Origin of the sequence: Streptomyces sp. NBC_01217 (assembly GCF_035994185.1) — a bacterium.
Taxonomy (GTDB): domain Bacteria; phylum Actinomycetota; class Actinomycetes; order Streptomycetales; family Streptomycetaceae; genus Streptomyces.
The window spans coordinates 3,322,389-3,339,035 of sequence record NZ_CP108538.1; the positions used below are offsets into that span (position 1 = coordinate 3,322,389).

Annotated in this window: 17 protein-coding genes; 7 read left to right on the forward strand and 10 right to left on the reverse strand. The window is 70.3% G+C overall.

What is annotated here, in order from left to right; translation table 11 throughout:
* Window positions 1-12: 12 nt before the first annotated feature.
* The 3 genes from OG507_RS14570 to OG507_RS14580 form a co-directional block, all read right to left on the reverse strand.
* Entirely contained in the window at window positions 13-657 is a 645-nt protein-coding gene (locus OG507_RS14570) for a dihydrofolate reductase family protein (RefSeq protein ID WP_327367626.1), read from the reverse strand.
* A 69-nt stretch (window positions 658-726) separates the two neighbouring features.
* On the reverse strand, window positions 727-1,692 hold the full coding sequence (locus tag OG507_RS14575; protein ID WP_327367627.1) for a hypothetical protein: 966 nt from the start codon (window positions 1,690-1,692) through the stop codon (window positions 727-729).
* Between the two features lie 408 nt (window positions 1,693-2,100).
* Window positions 2,101-3,495 (reverse strand): alpha/beta fold hydrolase, encoded by a 1,395-nt coding sequence (locus tag OG507_RS14580; RefSeq protein WP_327367628.1) that lies wholly within the window; start codon window positions 3,493-3,495, stop codon window positions 2,101-2,103.
* Between the two features lie 183 nt (window positions 3,496-3,678).
* Between OG507_RS14580 and OG507_RS14585 the strand changes: the two genes are divergently transcribed.
* The gene (locus tag OG507_RS14585; RefSeq protein WP_327367629.1) at window positions 3,679-4,665 is read left to right on the forward strand and encodes an ArsR/SmtB family transcription factor; all 987 of its coding nucleotides are present in this window, start codon (window positions 3,679-3,681) and stop codon (window positions 4,663-4,665) included.
* 40 nt (window positions 4,666-4,705) lie between these two features.
* Here the strand turns inward: OG507_RS14585 and OG507_RS14590 are convergent, their stop codons facing one another.
* The 3 genes from OG507_RS14590 to OG507_RS14600 form a co-directional block, all read right to left on the reverse strand.
* Window positions 4,706-5,167 carry a hypothetical protein gene (locus OG507_RS14590; RefSeq protein ID WP_327367630.1) on the reverse strand — a complete coding sequence of 154 codons (462 nt, stop codon included), beginning with the start codon at window positions 5,165-5,167 and terminating at the stop codon, window positions 4,706-4,708.
* A 147-nt stretch (window positions 5,168-5,314) separates the two neighbouring features.
* Window positions 5,315-5,863, reverse strand: a complete 549-nt coding sequence (locus OG507_RS14595; RefSeq protein WP_327367631.1) for a GNAT family N-acetyltransferase — start codon at window positions 5,861-5,863, stop codon at window positions 5,315-5,317.
* Between the two features lie 192 nt (window positions 5,864-6,055).
* On the reverse strand, window positions 6,056-6,736 hold the full coding sequence (locus OG507_RS14600; protein WP_327367632.1) for an LPXTG cell wall anchor domain-containing protein: 681 nt from the start codon (window positions 6,734-6,736) through the stop codon (window positions 6,056-6,058).
* A gap of 299 nt (window positions 6,737-7,035) precedes the next feature.
* Here OG507_RS14600 and OG507_RS14605 point away from each other — a divergent pair, with 299 nt between their 5' ends.
* The 3 genes from OG507_RS14605 to OG507_RS14615 all read left to right on the forward strand — a co-directional run bounded on the left by OG507_RS14605 (window position 7,036) and on the right by OG507_RS14615 (window position 10,778).
* A complete protein-coding gene (locus OG507_RS14605) occupies window positions 7,036-8,904 on the forward strand; it encodes a serine/threonine-protein kinase (protein WP_327367633.1) in 1,869 nt (622 codons plus the stop codon).
* Between the two features lie 94 nt (window positions 8,905-8,998).
* Window positions 8,999-9,763, forward strand: a complete 765-nt coding sequence (locus OG507_RS14610) for an SAM-dependent methyltransferase (RefSeq protein WP_327367634.1) — start codon at window positions 8,999-9,001, stop codon at window positions 9,761-9,763.
* Between the two features lie 238 nt (window positions 9,764-10,001).
* Window positions 10,002-10,778: a hypothetical protein gene (locus tag OG507_RS14615; RefSeq protein ID WP_327367635.1), complete on the forward strand. Its 777-nt coding sequence runs from the start codon at window positions 10,002-10,004 to the stop codon at window positions 10,776-10,778.
* A 109-nt stretch (window positions 10,779-10,887) separates the two neighbouring features.
* Here the strand turns inward: OG507_RS14615 and cpt are convergent, their stop codons facing one another.
* Window positions 10,888-11,409, reverse strand: a complete 522-nt coding sequence (gene cpt / locus OG507_RS14620) for a chloramphenicol phosphotransferase CPT (protein ID WP_327371969.1) — start codon at window positions 11,407-11,409, stop codon at window positions 10,888-10,890.
* Between the two features lie 246 nt (window positions 11,410-11,655).
* On the opposite strand from cpt, the gene OG507_RS14625 reads away from it, so the two are divergent.
* From OG507_RS14625 to OG507_RS14635, 3 genes are all read left to right on the forward strand, one after another.
* Entirely contained in the window at window positions 11,656-12,465 is an 810-nt protein-coding gene (locus OG507_RS14625; protein WP_327367636.1) for a hypothetical protein, read from the forward strand.
* A 159-nt stretch (window positions 12,466-12,624) separates the two neighbouring features.
* Window positions 12,625-13,227, forward strand: a complete 603-nt coding sequence (locus OG507_RS14630; protein WP_327367637.1) for a hypothetical protein — start codon at window positions 12,625-12,627, stop codon at window positions 13,225-13,227.
* A 194-nt stretch (window positions 13,228-13,421) separates the two neighbouring features.
* Window positions 13,422-13,769 carry a hypothetical protein gene (locus tag OG507_RS14635; RefSeq protein WP_327367638.1) on the forward strand — a complete coding sequence of 116 codons (348 nt, stop codon included), beginning with the start codon at window positions 13,422-13,424 and terminating at the stop codon, window positions 13,767-13,769.
* Window positions 13,770-13,871: 102 nt separating this feature from the next.
* Here the strand turns inward: OG507_RS14635 and OG507_RS14640 are convergent, their stop codons facing one another.
* The 3 genes from OG507_RS14640 to OG507_RS14650 are packed head-to-tail and all read right to left on the reverse strand — an operon-like array spanning window position 13,872 to window position 16,585.
* Window positions 13,872-14,438, reverse strand: a complete 567-nt coding sequence (locus OG507_RS14640; protein ID WP_327367639.1) for a hypothetical protein — start codon at window positions 14,436-14,438, stop codon at window positions 13,872-13,874.
* A 60-nt stretch (window positions 14,439-14,498) separates the two neighbouring features.
* Complete coding sequence (locus OG507_RS14645; protein ID WP_327367640.1) at window positions 14,499-15,080, reverse strand: TetR/AcrR family transcriptional regulator; 582 nt, start codon at window positions 15,078-15,080, stop codon at window positions 14,499-14,501.
* On the reverse strand, window positions 15,077-16,585 hold the full coding sequence (locus OG507_RS14650) for an MFS transporter (RefSeq protein ID WP_327367641.1): 1,509 nt from the start codon (window positions 16,583-16,585) through the stop codon (window positions 15,077-15,079). Before OG507_RS14650 ends, OG507_RS14645 begins: the two co-directional genes overlap by 4 nt.
* Window positions 16,586-16,647 lie beyond the last annotated feature (62 nt).

The window sequence follows — 16,647 nt, forward strand, 5'->3', positions numbered from 1 at the left end:
GCCGGGCGCTGCTCACTTTCGCCAGAACAGGTGGTGCGTCACGCCGCTCGGGCTGGGCACGACGTCGAGGTGGAACCGGTCGAGCAGCTCATCGGGTGACTCCCAGAGCCGCACTCCGGACCCGAACTTCACCGGCGAGACCGCCACATGCATGGTGTCGACGAGGTCGGCGTCGAGGAACTGCCGGATGGTGGTGGCCCCGCCGCCGAGCCGGACGTCCTTGCCCTGCGCTGCCTCCCGCGCCTGGTCGAGGATCGTGGCCGGGTCGCCATCGACGAAATGGAACGTGGTGTCGGAGAGCGTGAACGAAGGACGCTTGTGGTGGGTCATGACGAACACCGGGGTGTGGAAGGGGGGTTCGTCACCCCACCAGCCCTGCCATTCATGGTCGGTCCAGGGCCCGCGCTGGGGCCCGAACTTGTTGCGGCCCATGATCTCGGCGCCGATGTTGCGTGCGTAGTCCCGTGTGAAGTAGTCGTCGAGGCCCCGGCTCCCCCCGGGGTCGGTGCGCATGGGCCAGCTCGCCGTGGCGCCGGCCCAGGCGAACAGCCTTTCGGGATGTACGTGGCCGAACGGACGCTCAAGGCTCTGGTCTTCACCGGCACCGATCCCGTCACTTGAGACGTTGAAGTTCTGGACTCTCACCAGCTGAGCCATGTGTTCCTCCTGTGTTGTCGATAACGGTGGTGAGACTCTCCGGGCCGCGAAAACTCATCGCTGACGGTGTCAGGCCTCGCCCGGCGCAGCCATCGGCGTCCCGTTGATCCTTGCGAATCGCTCCCGCCACGGGACGCGGTCCTCCTCCGGGCCCGCTGCGGCGTAGCGGCAGGGGGAGCATTCCGTTTCGTCTCCCAGGGGACGGAAGACGTGTTTGTCGCCCGGACCCTCGCATTCGATCAACTCCCGTACGGACGGCAGCTCGTGGGGCTGTTGGCCGGGCAGGGGCTCGGGGAGTTTCTGGATGAGGCGGTAGCGCAGGAAGCCGACTGCCGAGCGGACGCCGCTCTCGGGGCGTTCGGAGAGTAAGGCGTGACGCAGTTCGGATTCACTCAGGCCTCGTTCCAGCCATTTGACGGCTTCCGTGGCGAGGGCACGGGCTTCGCGTACGCCCAGATGGAGTTCCCGGCGGGTGTGGCGCAGGGAGAGCAGGACGCGTTCCGCTCGGGCCAGTTGGAGAGATTTGGCAACGTCCACCGGCGGCTCAGGCTCGGGCTCGGGCTCGGCTTCGGAGGGTGGGTGGGGAGTGGTTTTATCACTGTGGTCTTCTACCGGTTCATAGCCACCGGCCGTCCGGGCAGCCGGTACGCCGACGGTCGGAGAGTGCGTACTCGGCGGCGCGGTTACGGAGGCGGGCGCGGTGGGCGCGGCCCCTCGTGCGCGTACCGCCTGCTCACACGTCAGAGGATTGTTCGCGACCAGCTGCTCGGTGATCCAGCGGCCCCCGCTGCCCTGGCTTCGCCACTCGTGTACGTAACCGTGCTCGACCAGCTGTCCCTTTGCCCGCTGGTACGCGCGGCCCTTGATGCCCAGCTTCTGGGCCAGTTCGCTCAGCGGCTTGTACGTGGCGTCCTCGGGGAGGCCCTGTACGTACAGGAGCAGGATCTTCGCGTCGCTGTTCAGGCGGCGATGGCGTACGACATCGTGCGATGCCTTTGTATAGCGCGCGGACGGCGCGATAGCATGACGCAGCATTTCCGGTGGTTCCCTTTGCATCCACTGGGGTGTAGGCCCTCGGAATGGTGTTGGTGCACCGCCGGGGGCCGCTCCATGTGTGCGTAAACACACAGAGCGTGATGATTTCGTCACCGTACCCCACAGTTTCCATCTCCCGCCACACGAACGGGACTTCGCAGCACTGTGCCCCCGCGCCACGTAGCGTTCGTACCTACGTGGCGCGGGGGCACAGGTGTGCGTCAGTGCTGTTGCTGCGCCTTGCGGCGGCGGAACACCAGGTAGCCGCCGGCCGCGACCCGCGCGGCGGCCGCTGCGGACAACAGGCCGACAGGCGCGCCGTTACCGGCCATCATGAGCAATCAGGGCCGCGTCCCGGCCGATGCCCGGACTCCCACCCACATGATCGCGCGGTGAGCCACGCCGTGGTCAGCGCCTCAAGAGGAAGTCGAACACCGCCTGACGGCCCTTGTCGCTCGCCGCCCTGCTCTGTACCGAGTGCGCGGCACCCGGCACCACCACGACCTGAGCTCGCGGCGTCAGCTTCTTCTGGTCGTACAGCCATTCCAGCGGCGTCGACAGGTCCCGGTCCCCACCGAGCAGCAGTACCGGTACGCCCGGAAGCCGGCGGTGCTCCGGCGGCAGCGGCGGCACCGGCGTGCGCGGCCAGTGCAGACAGCTGAGCATCGAGCCGAGGCCCGTCGCCGTGGCCGCGTCGAAGGGGCCGTAGTCGGCTGGGGTCAGGTCCGCGGCCGCCTTCTCCAGCGCCTCCTGGCGCCCCGCCACCGGTGTGTCGGACCTGCCCCACGGATAGCGCCCGTCCAGGCACAGGGTCGAGGCGTGCAGCCCCTGGCTCAGCTCTTCCGCGGTCGCCGCGCTTCCCTGCCGTACACCCGCGATCAGGCCCCGCAGCGCTGCGGGGTCGCCGTCGGCTGCCTGGTGCAGGGCGTCGATCATCGCCGCGTAGTCCGGGTCCACGAACTCCCAGGTGGTCAGCGCGTCCAAGACATCGACGCCGTTGTCGTACGTGTCCACCACCTCGGCCAGATCCGCCGCCGGGTCCGTACGGCAGCCGATCGCCTCGCATGCCGCCGTCAGCACGCGCGGCGCCGCTCGCATGGCGGCGCGGTCCATCGGGTCGTAGCCGGTCTGCGGCACCACCGAGTCCAGTACCAGCCGAGCCACGTGCTGCGGATACGCCAGGGCGTACTGTTCGGCGGTGTACGTGCCGTACGAGACACCGTCGAGCGTCATCTTCCGCACGCCCAGCGCCTGGCGCAGCAGCTCCAGGTCGGCGACCGTGTCACTCGTGCTGTAGAAGCGGCGGTCGGGACCGATGGCCGCGGCGCAGTCCGTCACCGCCCGCGCGGTGGGCGGCGTGAGATCGGACGACCCCATCTCCTTCTGCAGCTGCGGGCATTGCAGCGCGCCTGTGCCGGTGCCGCGCTGGTCGATCATCACGAGGCGGTAGTCCTTCAGCACTGGCGTCAGCTTCTTGCTCAGTCCTTCCACGAACGGCACACCCGGCTGCCCCGGACCGCCCGTCAGGAACAGCAGTACGCCCTTCGGGGCCTGCACGTTGTCCGCCATCGCAACCCTCAGGTCCAGCCGGTCCTGCACACTGCCGCTGTGGTCTCGCGGGACCGTCAGAGTGCCGCAGCTGAAACCCTCCAGGCCGGAGCAGGCCGCGACGCCGGAGAGTCCCCCGCTCCCCCCGGCCGACGCCCCGGCCGGCCGGTCCTGCGCCGTCGACGCGCACGTCCCTGACAGCACCAGCACGCCGGCGGCCAGCGCGACCGTCGCCAGCGCTCTGGGCCTCCGCATCCCCCGTACCTTCTTGACCCTCTGTGCTCCCCGCATCCCCGACATCCCCCCGGTCCTCACGCGCCTCCGCGCCCCATCGTCTCCGTCGGCCACCAGACTGCGCCGAGCAGGACCACCGGGCGAGCTTTCGTGCCACGATTCGAGCAGGTTCGAAGGGACACCGGACGGGGGCAGCGGGGGGCCGTGATCGAACTCACCGTGGACGCCGGCGGGCTGGCCCGTTCCCGCTTCGCGCTCTCGCCGTTGCACGAGGTCGCGGCGACGCTGCTGCCATGGGGCTTGTGTCCGGGCTCGGACGTCGATCCATGGGTCACGCGTGCCCGGCGCGTGCTGCGCCATGCGCCGCTGCCTCTGCTGTCGGAGCTGGCCCTGGACGGCGGCGGTTATGTGCCGGATTTCCTCAGTCCGCATCCGTCCGGGCCCTCGCCCACCATCGAGGAGGAGCTGGAGCGGGTCCGGCACACCCCGCCTGAGCGGGTCATGGGCGAACTGGAAGCGCTGCGCAACGGCCGCCCGTGCAACGGCCTGGCGGGGTCGGAGCTGCCTCCGGAGGTGCGACGGGCAATGGCCCGGGGCGGCGGGTACGTCGCCCGGCAGGCCGCGAAGGAACTGCGGCGCTACTGGGACCTGGCATTCGCCCCACACTGGGAGGGCGCGAAAGCCGCCCTGGAATCGGAGGTCGACCGGTGCGCCGGTGTGCTTGCCCGGCGCGGCGCAGCCAGGCTCTTCAACTCGCTGCATCCCGGCATCCGGTGGGCCGACGGCACGCTGCGCGTCGACAGCCGGTTCACGGTGGAGCTGGTCGTGTCCCTGGTGATCGTGGTGCCATCGCTGGTGGCGGCGGGGCCGGGCGTGACAGTGGACCCGGTGCCGGACGGACAGAGGCCACCGATGGTGGCCTATCCCGTGCGCGACAGGGCCACCGCGCCGACGACCTCCTCCACCGAGCTGGCCAGGCTGCTCGGACCCACCCGCGCCGGGCTGCTCGCGGCGCTGGCGCGACCGGCTTCCACCGCGCAACTCGCGGCACGCCACTTCCTCAGCCCCGCGACGGTGTCGTACCACCTGGGTGTGCTGCACCGGGCGGGCCTCGTCACACGCGCCCGGTCCGGACGGTCGGTGCTCTATCGCCGCACTCCGGCGGGATCCCGGCTGGCGGAAAGCCGGTAGACACGGCCCACGGTGCCGCTGCCAATCGTGGGTGAGGTCGTCAGCGGTGCATCGCGGTGCCGTAGACGTACAGGGCGATCACACCGGCGACGCAGGCGAGGATCACCCATGAACCGAAACCGGTGTGTTTCCCCATGCCTTTGGGCCGCGCGGCCTTCGCGGACCGCTTGGACGGCTCGGGCGCTGCCCGTCCTGGCGCGACCGGCGTCGCATCGGCCGCCGCCTCGGCGAGCAGGCGACGGCAGGTCGCGGCGAGCGCGCCTGTACCGGCGGAGAGGGGCACCACGGCCTCCGAACGCGCCGGAGCGGTGGTACCGCCGTCCAGGATGCGCCCCGCACGTACGAGGATCTCGTCCCGGCCGCCCGCCGGGGCGAGGCTGATCCACCGCCGTACATGCTCACCCCGGATGACCGCGCCGCCGGACCGCTCCCGGTACACGGTGTGTTCCCGCCACAATATCTCCGCCAACTCCACGGCGGTGTCCCTCAATTGCGCGCTCACAGCGAATCCCCCTCCGCCCCACGGCGAATCGAACAAGCATCGCACTCTAGCGGCAGACGCAGAGCGGGGGCCCAGCAGTCCCCCAGCGGCCGTGCCCGGCCCCGGGCATGGACCCAGGACGTGTTTCATCAGCGGCCGCCGTGTGGCTCATACCTCTGGAAGGGAGGGATCGGGTGTCCAGGGGTGTGGCGCGGTGATGGCCCAGCGCTCGTGGTCGCGCCAGGCCCCGTCGATGTAGAGGTAGGCGGGCGACAGCCCTTCGTAACGGAAGCCCAGGCGCTGGGCCAGGGTCAGGGATGCTTTGTTCGCCGGCTGAATGTTGGCCTCCAGCCGGTGGAGCCGCAGGTCGGTGAAGGCGTGCTGCAGGGTGACGGTGAGCCCTTCGGTCATGTAACCCTGCCCTGCGGACGGGGCGAAGGCCGCATAGCCGAGGGACGCGCCCTGGTAGCGGCCCCGGATGATCGAGTTGATGTTGACCGTGCCGGCGGCTTCGCCGGTCTCTCGGACGCGGATCAGAAAGCCCAGGTTGGTGCCGTCGTCGAAGCGCCGCATCCAGGCCTGGAACTCCTCCGCGGTCGCGGGCAGTTGCATCCATGGCAGGTGCAGCTCGGTGCTGGCCCGCACGAGCGAGCAGAACTCGTCCTGGTCGGAGAGGGTGAGCGGGCACAGTTCGACCCGTGATGGTATTTCGGACATGGGCCAACGTTAGGGTCTGTTGTGAGCAGTGGATCGCCCGAGTGATCCATCTGTGATGATCTCGGTGCAGGTCGTGGTGATGTGACCGCCGCGCGGTGAGCTGCCTCGGACCGGCCGAGGACAGGCACGCAGCACTGTGCCCCCGCACCCGTAAGCAACTACGGGGCACGGGGGCACAGGGGCAGTGGTGCGTCAGTGCTGCTGCTGCGCCTTGCGGCGGCGGAGCACCAGGTAGCCGCCGGCCGCGACCAGCGCGGCGGCCGCCGCGGACAACAGGCCCACGGGCGCGCCGTTACCGGTCTCGGCGAGGTCGCCGCCGGTCTGCGTGGACGGTGACGACGAGGGCGCAAAGGCCCCGGACGACGGGGCGGTGCCCTCCGGGGCGGACGCCGAGGACGTCGGGGCCGCGCCTTCCGGGGCGGACGACGTGGATGCCGACGGCTTGCCGCCGCCCGGCTGCGTATCGCCGTCGCAGTCGACCCAGAAGACCTTGTGCTTTGCGCGGCCGTGCTCGCCGTCGAAGTTCCAGAACAGCTTGTAATGGCCGTCGGGCAGGGACTGGTCCTGCGAACGGCGGTGCCCCTCGCCGTCGAGCGTCAGCGAACCGGACTTCACGGTTTCGCCCTTGACGTCGGCGGTCGGGGCCCAGGCTTCGATGTGCCAGTCGACGTCCTGGTCGGCATCGAAGCCGAAGGCGTCGAGATAGAAGGTGCATACGTGAGGCTCGTTCTTACGGAGCTCCTCACCGGTCGCGGCGTCGTGGATCTTTACGGTGCCGTTGTCGCCGGGGGCGGTGGCGTATGCCGTAGGGGCGAGCATCAGGGCCGCGGCCACGGCGGCCGTGAGCGTGCCTGCGGGGACGAGTGAGCGCATGGGCAATCCAACGGTGAGGGTGGGAAATGAGGGGGCTGCCGTGGGGGCGGCTCAGCTTCCTGCGACCGGGTAGGCCGGTCAAGCCACCTCAATTCACTTATGTCACATAACGCTTCGCTCATCCCATTAGTCCCGCATAACGATTGAGGACGACGGCCCCGTCGGGGTGGTCAGCGGTCCTGGTCGTCAAGGGATCGGGGCATCGAGGGGGGATCCGGCGTCCCTCGGGGCCGGATGGCGGCGGCCGTCCTTGGATAGGGTGCCGTTCGACATCGGCGCGCTTCGGGGGACGTGAATTGATGAGCAGTCAGCAACCGGAACGAGGCAGTGCCTCCCAGGTCTTCCAGCCTCTCGCGGGGGACGATCCGACCACCATCGCCGGATACCGACTCGCCGCCAAGCTCGGTGCGGGCGGGATGGGCAAGGTGTATCTGTCGTACACGCCCGGTGGTCGGCCCGTGGCCATCAAGGTGATCCGGCCGGAGTTCGGGGAGGACCCCGAGTTCCGTCGTCGCTTCGCGCAGGAAGTGCAGTCGGCGCAGCGCGTGCAGGGGCTGTTCACTGCGCCCGTCATCGACGCCGACACCGAGGGCGCGCAGCCCTGGCTGGCCACCGCGTACGTGCCGGGGCCCTCGCTCGCCGACGCGGTCGTCGCGCACGGGGCGCTGCCTGCCGAGGCGGTGCTGCTGCTGATCGCCGGGATGGCCAAGGCGCTGCACGTCATCCATGGTGCGGGCATCGTGCACCGCGACCTCAAGCCGTCCAATGTGCTGCTCGCCGCCGACGGGCCCCGCGTCATCGACTTCGGTATCGCCTACGCCGCCGACGCGACCTCGCTCACCGGCAGCGGCGTCACCATCGGCACCCCGTCGTTCATGGCACCGGAGCAGGCCGCGGGGCGCAAGGTGACCCCGGCCACCGACATCTTCGCGCTCGGTCAGGTCGCGGCGTACGCGTCCACCGGATCCCCGGCCTTCGGCGAGGGGACCTCGCACGGCGTGCTCTACCGGATCGTCCATGAGGAGCCCGACCTCAGCGCGGTCCCCGAGCGGCTGGTCGAGCTGGTCACCCGCTGCCTGGCCAAGGATCCCGGGGCCAGGCCGTCGATCAGCGAGATCATCGAGCTCTGCCGGACCGCGAACGCGGAGACGGTGCTGCGCCGCCCCGAGGACTGGCTGCCGGGCTCGGTCGCCGCCGACATCACCGTACGCGCGGCTGCCCCCGCCCCTGTCCAGACCCCGCCTCCGCCGGCCTCCGCCCCACCCGCGGCCTACTCGCCGACCACGCCGGTCGCTCCGGCCACCCCGCCCCCGGGATACGGTCCGCCCGTCCCGCCCCCACACGCCCAGCCCGCTCAGCACGCGCAGCCCACTCAGCACGCTCAGACCCACGGGCCGTACCGCACACCCGCTCAAGCCCAGACCCAGGCCCAGGCCCAGGCCCAGGCCCAGGCTCAAGCGCAGGCCCGCGCCTACGCCCCCGCCCAGTTCCCGACGCATGCGCAGCCGTACCCCGGGCACCTCATGCCCCAGGCGCCGCAGCCCGCGAAACGCAAGGGCAGCCGGGGCGCGGTCATCGCCATCGCCGCCGCACTGGTCGTCGGGATCGCCGGAGGCGCGACGATCTACTCCCTGCTCAAGGACGAGGGGAAGCAGGCGCAGAACGACAACTCCGCCCAGGGAAACGGCACTTCAGGCGGATCGCCGCAGGGCGAGGAGTCGGGCAACGGGGGTACGGAGACCAGCGGGAAGCCGAGCGCCAAGCCCGAGCCGAAGCCCGTCGACTACAAAGGCATCAACCTCACCGCCGGCTACCACCTGACGCTCGGGGACGACGACGTCCGGCCGCGGGACGGCGAGGACGGCGAGTACGAACTCTCCTACGACACCGGCGGATATCTCGACGCGGAGAGCATGGACGGGAACCTGGTGCTGCTCGATCCGGGGCAGGAGGGATCGCTCGCCGCCTGCCGCGCGGACACCCGGTTCACCAAGAACATCTACGTGAACAGGCTCTCCAAGGGTCGACAGGTCTGTGTCACCACGGGTTCGGGCCACATGGGTCTCGTAACGGTCCAGGGCTTCTCGTCCGAGGACTCGCCCAGCACCTACATGACCCTGGACCTGACCGTCTGGCGCAACGCAGTCAACACCGGCTCGGGCAGCTGAGCCAGGGGTGCGGTGGGGGCCGCGAGGTGCGGCCCGACGGCCCCCGCCGAAACTCGATGTCCGGGGCAGGCTTGCGGAGCTAGCGTTGCGCCACATGGATGAAAAAGATCTCCCGCCGCGCCTCACCCGACTCACCTTCCACGGCCCCCTTTCCGAGGCCCGGGCCGCACGGATCATCGGCAGGCTTGCCTCAGCGACACCGTCGACGGTCCTCGACATCGGTTGTGGCTGGGGGGAGCTGATGCTCCGCACCCTTGAGGCGGTGCCCGGGGCGACTGGTCTCGGCATCGACCTCAACGGCGCGGACATCGCCCGGGGACGCGAGAACGCCGAGGGCCGTGCGCTGGCCGACCGCGTGAAGTTCGTCGAAGAATCCGCCGCCGGGACGACCCTCGACCCTGCCGACCTCGTCCTGTGTCTCGGAGCCAGCCACGCGCTCAGCGACGCGCAGCCGCCCGAGCACACCACCGCCGCACTGCACGCGCTGCGACGGCTGGTCCGGCCCGGGGGACGCGTCCTCCTCGGTGAATCCTTCTGGCAGCGCGTCCCCACACCGGCCGAACTCGACGCGATGTGGCCGGACGCCCGCGCCGACGAGTTCCCCGACCTGTCCGGACTCGTCGATCTCGCCGTCGAGTGCGGGTTCCGCCCCGCCTGGATCGAGACGGCCAACAACGACGAATGGGAGGAGTTCGAGTCCGGCTACCAGTCCGACGTGGAGGAGTGGCTGGCCGCCCATCACGATCACCCGCTGGCCGACGAAACACGGGAGCGAGTGGACCGGCACCGGGCGAGCTGGCTGAAGGGCTACCGGGAAGTGCTCGGGCTGGCCTACCTCACATTGGTCCCCGTCGGCTGACAGCACGACAGTCTGCGGTGGCGCCTCGCGCGGCGGCCACCGCAGTTTGTGCGGCCAAATGAGTGTCGATCACGCGAATTCCGGGACACGCGGCAGGGGGGTTCAGGACACTGGCGGTCCGTGTTGAAGGTGCCTTCTCGACAGTTCGCATCGAAGGTCGATTTCCGGCCACAACACAACGCCCCTTACCCTGCAACAATCGGTCACCAACGGTCGGCCGGGACAGAAGGGCGACAACATGACCTCCGAGACCACCGCACTCGGCACCATCGACGCAACAACTGCCTTGCTGGAGGCGGAACTTCCGCGCCTGGAAGGGCAGCAGCAGGCCCTGGGGAAGGAACTCGCGACTGTCACGGAGCGCCTGGAGTCGGTGCGTACCGCTCTGACAGCGCTGCGGGTCCTGTCCACTTCTTCCGTTCCCTCCGCGAACACCGAGGCGAAGGCAGAGGAGAAGGACGAGGACGTCAAGGCAGTGGCCGAGGTGAAGGCCGAGCCCGAGGCGGAGAGCGGTGTCGCTCTCCGGATTCCGCAGCAGGCGCAGGAGTCCATCGTCGACTCCGCCGCCCCGGCAGCGGCCGCCCCCGCGCGTCGCGCCGCCCGCAAGGCGTCCGCGCCCAAGGGCGGCAAGCCGGCTGCAGCCAAGCCGAAGAGCGAGCGCGGGCAGGCCAAGAAGGCCGTTGCCGTGAAGGCCGACAAGGCCGCCGCGCCCGCCAAGGACACGAAGGACGCAAAGGACACCAAGGACGCCAAGCCCGCGAAGGCCAGGGCGACGAAGAAGGCCGCACCTGCCACGCCCGTCGTCGACGACAGTGCCAGCCTCACCGAGATGGCCATGAAGGTGCTGGCGTCGTTCGGCAACACCCCCGTCCGCGCCCGTCAGGTCACGGAGGCCCTGGGGCGTGAGCTCAGCCCCAACGGCATCAACACCGTGCGCAGCACCCTCGACCGGCTCGTCGCCACCTCCCGGGCCCACCGCGCCGGCCGGGGCCTCTACCAGGCCCCCGCCAACTGACGTCTCCCCTCGCACACGCCCCCGTCACGGCCCTGTGGCCGTAACGGGGGCGAAGGCGCTTTCGGTGCGCGCCGCGGGTCACAGCAACAGCACAGCAAACCCAACGAGATCACTCGACGTGCGCGGCAATGGTCCGCGCGCACTCCATGGACTCGCTCCGCGTCGTGTCCACCTCCAGGTCGTAGAACACGCCCCGGTGGACCAGGTCCGCCTGTGATGCCGCCATCCCCACGACCCGGTCGCCGCGCGCGACCTCACGGGCCGCGGCGGCCGCACTCTCGCAGCGGACACCGACCCACAACACCCGCACTCCGTCGAGCGCCTTCTGCCATCGTTGCTGGGACGCCGGCCCGCCGAGGAAGACCTCGTCGACGATGACCCGGGCCCCCGCGCGGGCCATCGCGGCGACACCCTCGATCCACGCCGCCTCCAACGTACGGAACTCGGGGCCGACGACCACCTCTCCGTCCGGAGCGAACTCGATGCCCGCGTCCGACGCGCGCATGGCGGCGGGCATCGCATCGACCAGCGTGTCCGTCCCGAAGGTCAGCCAGGGGTCCGGCAGAACCGCCTGGAGGCACCGGGCGATCCCCGACTTCCCCGAGCTGGAACCACCGTTGAGCACGATCATCTGTGTCATCACCGCGCCACACTAAGGCGTGAGCGAAGACGGCCGAAGCGAGTTCGTGCGCCGTCACGGTGTTGCCCGGACCGTCGGATGCCTGCTGTCAGCTGGTGGATGCCAGCCGTGAGGTAAGGCAAACCTGCTTCCCGTCAGCGAACAGCGCCGTAAGCTACGGCTGTCATGACTACTGCAGGCCAGGCCCAGAGGCCGATCCGCTTCCGCCTGCTCACACCCGCTTTCAAGGAGACGGCAGTGAGAAGCAACGCCTCGCGGTGGCCGATACCGATCATCGCGTTCGCACTGGCCCTGCCCCTGCTGAGCGGCTGCGCCATCGACGAGGGCACAGCACTCGCTGCGGATTTCGAGAAGGACTGGGCCGGCACGTCGGACGTCGAACAGGTCCGCACCACCAAGAACAACACCCTGCCCTTCAGCGGAACCGCGACCGGGGTGCTCGTCCTCAAGGACGGTACCCCGCCCGACCGCGTGGCCGAGCGAGCGGACGAGTTGAGGGAGTACGTCGCGCGCAACGACTCGGTCACCGGCCGGATCACGGCGGACGGCATCACCATCACCGTTGACGCGGACGAGACGCGTGCCCGCGAAGTCGTGGCACTGTGGCGGTCGCTGACGGCCGACGAACGGGTGGTGGACGGCGATATCAGTGGTTCGACCTGGAAGAAGGTCCACCGCTGGAAGTCCGAGGTCACCGCAGTCGACTCCGCCGGCGCCATGGCGGTGTTCGACGACCTGGTCGGCAAGGGCGGCCGGCACCGGCCGCCATCGGATGTGACATCGGTCGTGGTCTCCACGGGGCGTGATGTGCGGCCCGGCATCTCCGTCCAGTCCGACGTCAACGGCGCCCTCCCGACCGAGGCGACCGCCGCGTACGAGGCGGTGGTCGCTGAGCACCCGGTCGTCTACGCGGCTCTGCGATCCGACTACGTGAGCATCACCGTGGCGGACGCGGCGGATCAGGCCGATGCCCTCGAACTCGCACGGAGAGCGGCACCGGGCCTGGGCGCCGCCGCCGTCCGGGTCATCACCACGAACGGCGCCTGACCTCTGGTCGCAGGGCGGTGCCGACGGGGCCGCCTTCCCCACGTTCACAGGACACAGCACGAAGGAGCATGCAGAGTGACAGCCGATCTGACCATGAGGATTCCTCCGGCGAGGCTCAGTGACATGGAGGCAGAGGGCGCCCCTCCAATTGTCAGGAACGTGGTCGATTTCACCGACGGATCAGGGCCGCCCCGGGCTGTCGCGTATGTGGAGCGCGAACTCCCGCCCGGCGGCATACCCGCCTACCTCGCGGCGCACAAGACCGGTGCCCGCTCGTTCGTCCTGTGGGCCGACGAACACCGTGGCAGCCGGGTGGCCACCGTGGTGACTCAGTCGGCACACAACGGGGTGGCGACGTATCAGGTGCTCGGCGCGCACGGCGAGGTCATCGGCACTCTCGTACGCGAGAAGGCGCTCAGAGGCAGGGGTGTACGAACCCGCTGGACGGTGGCACAGCCCGGCCTCCCTGAAGCGGTGGGTTACAAGGGCCGGATGTTCTGGTGGCTCGTGTGCTGGCCGCTGTCCCCTCTGCTGCCATTCGCGTTGCTCATCGCCGTGTTCAACGCAAGCGACCTGCCCCGCGCCCCCCGGCGCATCCGGTGGCGCGCGGGTGGCCGACTGCTCCTGGACTTCAGACCGTTCGGGGACCGGCTGCAGCTGCACGCACCCGAATCGGACTGGCGGCTGGGGGCGGCTCTGCTGGCCCTGCTGCGGTCCTTCGACGGCTGGTTCGGTTCTCCCTGGGACGGCCGCAAGAAGTGACCGGCGCAGCGACCGGCAGGGAACGCCGAAGCCTGGCCCGAGCCCGCGAGTGAAGCGCATGACCCATATGGCCGTCGGCAGAACCGATTCGGCAGCTCTCTTCCGGGTGACGGACCCTCGCATCCGACCGTAACCGCAGGTCAGCGGCACAGACTTGGTGCGCTTCGATCTTTCCCGCACAAGGAGTGCCCGCCATGCGTCTTCGTTCCACCGTCGCTGCCGCCTTCGGCGCACTCGCGCTCATCGTGACTGTGCCGACCTCCGCCAATGCGGCCTGGGGCGAGTTCAGGTACACGTTCAGCGGTCTCGACGGCTCCCCGCAGGTCGGCATCCTGTCCGACCCGCCGAGCAGGAGCTGCATCAACCTGCCCGAGGTCGCGGATCCCGGTTCGTCGAGCCCCGCTCACTCCCCGCGCAACTACACGGACTCGACGGCCGTCGTGTTCTCGGAGGCCGACTGCGAGGGCGACATCTTCGTCCTGCGGCCGGACGGCGGCCACGCCTCCGAGCGGCTGAAGCTGCGTTCCGTCATCTTCCACTGATCCCGCCGCACCACCGCACAGACCGAGAGGGGCCGTCCCGGGGGCGGCCCCTCTCTCGTGCGAGGACCTTGGAATGCAGTAGATGCGTACGGCCTCGAACCGTCAGCGGTAGTCCTCCGGGTGGCCCTGCATCCAGGTGTTGATGCGGTCGCGGGTGCCCAGCAGTTCGGAGCGATGCATCTCCAGGTTCTCCGTGGAGGTGTCGCCGTCCAGCGTCTTGCGCAGGGTGCTGATCCAGGCCAGCGGTTCCCTGAAGTGGCCGGGCCCCTGGGCGTCCGCCTTCATGGACTTGTCCAGGCCGGCCAGTTCGTCGTTGACCCGGCCCAGGAAGTAGGCGCAGTTCGGCGATCCCGGGGTGCAGTTGTCGTTCAGGGTGGCCTGGAGGCCGGCGAAGGCGTCGCGCACGGCCACCGGCCTGTTCGCGGCGGCCTCGGCCGCCGCTTCCGCTTCCGCGTTCGCGCTCGCCTCGTCCGAGGCGCTCCTCGCCGCGGCGGCGGCGTCGGCCGCCTTGGACGCGGCGGCCTCGTTGGCGGACGGTGCCACGTAGGGAACGTCGTCACCCGGCCCCTGAGAGGTGGTGGGGCCGGTGCAGCCCACCAGGAACGCGCCGAGAACCGCTGCCGCGGCCACGGCTGTCGCAGCGCCACGCGCGTTGCTACGGATGAACATGAGGCCCCCCCTCGTTTGGTTGGCCCAGACCATACATCCCGGTCCGGCTACGCGGATCCGTCACCCCGTGATCAAGGTCTGCAACGCGGGTGCGTACAGGTCCGCGAGGTGTTCGGGGGTGGCCTCGGCGCCCGCGCCCTCGCGGTGGAGGCTGAGGGTGGCGCCGAGGCCGAGGAGGTGGCCGGCGATCAGTTCGGCGCGCAGGGTGCGTTCGGGGCCGGTGAGGCGGGCCGCCAGGGCATCGGTGACCTGTTCGTGGAAGCGGTCGCGCAGCAGGGAGCGTTCGTCGCGGTTGCCGAGCGAGAAGACGACCCGCAGCAGCGGGTCGGACTGCAGCTCCCGGCGGCGGTTCACCAGCGTCACCACCATGTGGCGGCCGAGCGTGCCGAGCGGGGCGTCGAAGAGTTCGGCGGCCGCCGGGCCGAAGTCGGCGACGGTGTTGAAGAGCTCCTCCTTGCGGCCGAAGTGCTTGACGACCAGGGACGCGCTCACTCCGGCATCCGCCGCGATCCCCCTGATGGTCACCTCGGCGTACGGGCGCTGGGTGAACGCCCGGCGGGCGGCGCGCAGGATCGCGTCCCGGCCGCTGCCGGCCGCGTCCACGGCACCCGGCGCCGGCACGGTGGCCCGGCCGCTGATCATGCGCTCTCCTGGATCGGCATCGTCCGCACACCGTCCTTCCGGTCGCCCGGGGTGTCGCGGCTCTCTTCGACCGTACCCGTCGCGGGTGTACGGCTGCCCGGCAGGCACAGCGTGACCAGCAGCGCCGCGAGCGCCGCGCCCGCCGCGATCAGGAAGACCACCTGGTAGGCGTGGAGCGTCGGGGCCGTCCGGCCGCCCACCAGGAACGTGAGGTTGGCGAGGACCGCGGCCACCGTCGCACTGCAAAAGGCCTGCCCGATCGACCGCATCAGGGTGTTGAGGCCGTTGGCCGCGCCCGTCTCGCTGACCGGGACGCCGCGCATGACCAGCGCGGGCAGCGCCGAGTACGCGATGGCCGTGCCGGAGGCGACGACGGTCGCACCGGCGATGATCAGCCAGAGGCTGTGGCTGGTGAAGTACCGCACCACGTATCCGGCCGCGATCACCCCCGCCGCCAGCGCCAGGCTGACCTTCGGACCGTACTTCGCGGAGATCCGCGCCGAGACCGGCGACAGCGCCACCATCATCACGCCGCCCGGCAGCAGACACAGCCCGCTGACGACGATCGAGGCGCCGGGCCCGTAACCCGTCGACTTCGGCTCCTGCACCATCTGGGCGGTGACCAGCGAGTTCGCGTAGAAGGCGAAGCCGATCAGCAGGGCGGCGACATTGGTGAACAGGATGGCCGGGCGGGCCGAGACCCGCAGGTCGACCATGGGGGTCGGGACGCGCAGCTCGTACGCGCCCCAGACCAGCGCCACGACGAGGGCGGCCACCAGCAGTCCGACCGTCCGGGTCGACGTCCAGCCCCAGTCGGCGCCCTGGGTGACCGCGAGCAGCAGACAGACCAGGGCCCCGGACAGACCCAGCGCACCGACGGCGTCGAAACGGCCGCGGGTGCGGAGCGGGGATTCCGGTACGAACCACAGCACCAGCACGATGTCGATGACACCGACCGCGCCCGAGACCCAGAACATCGTGTGCCAGTCGAAGTTCTCGACGACGAGCGCCGCGACCGGCAGCCCGATCGCCGCGCCGATGCCGAGCGTCGAGCTCATCAGCGCCACGGCGGACAGCACCCGCTCGGGCGGGAGTTCGTCGCGCAGGATGCTGATGCCCAGCGGTGCGACGGCGAGCGCCGCCCCTTGCAGGGCGCGGCCCGCGATCAGTACCCCGATGTGGGAGCTGACCGCGCACAGGACCGAGCCCATCACCAGCACCCCGAGCGAGGCGACGAGCACCCGCCGTTTGCCGTACATGTCACCGACCCGGCCCAGGACGGGCGTGAAGACGGCGCCGGTGAGCAGGGTGACGGTGACCAGCCAGCTGGCGGCGGCCGGGGTGGCGCCGGTGAGGGCCGGGATGTGCGGGAGCAACGGTACGACAATGGTCTGCATGACCGCGACCACCACACCACAGAAGGCCAGCACGCCGACGGCGAAGCGGGGGTGCGGGGCCCTGTCCGTGGCAGCGGTGGCGGTCGGGGCGGGTATGTCCGCGGGCATGGGTCTCCGTACGGTGCTCGGCGGCAGGTGGCTCGCGCAGGGGTGCACGCGCGTTCACCCCT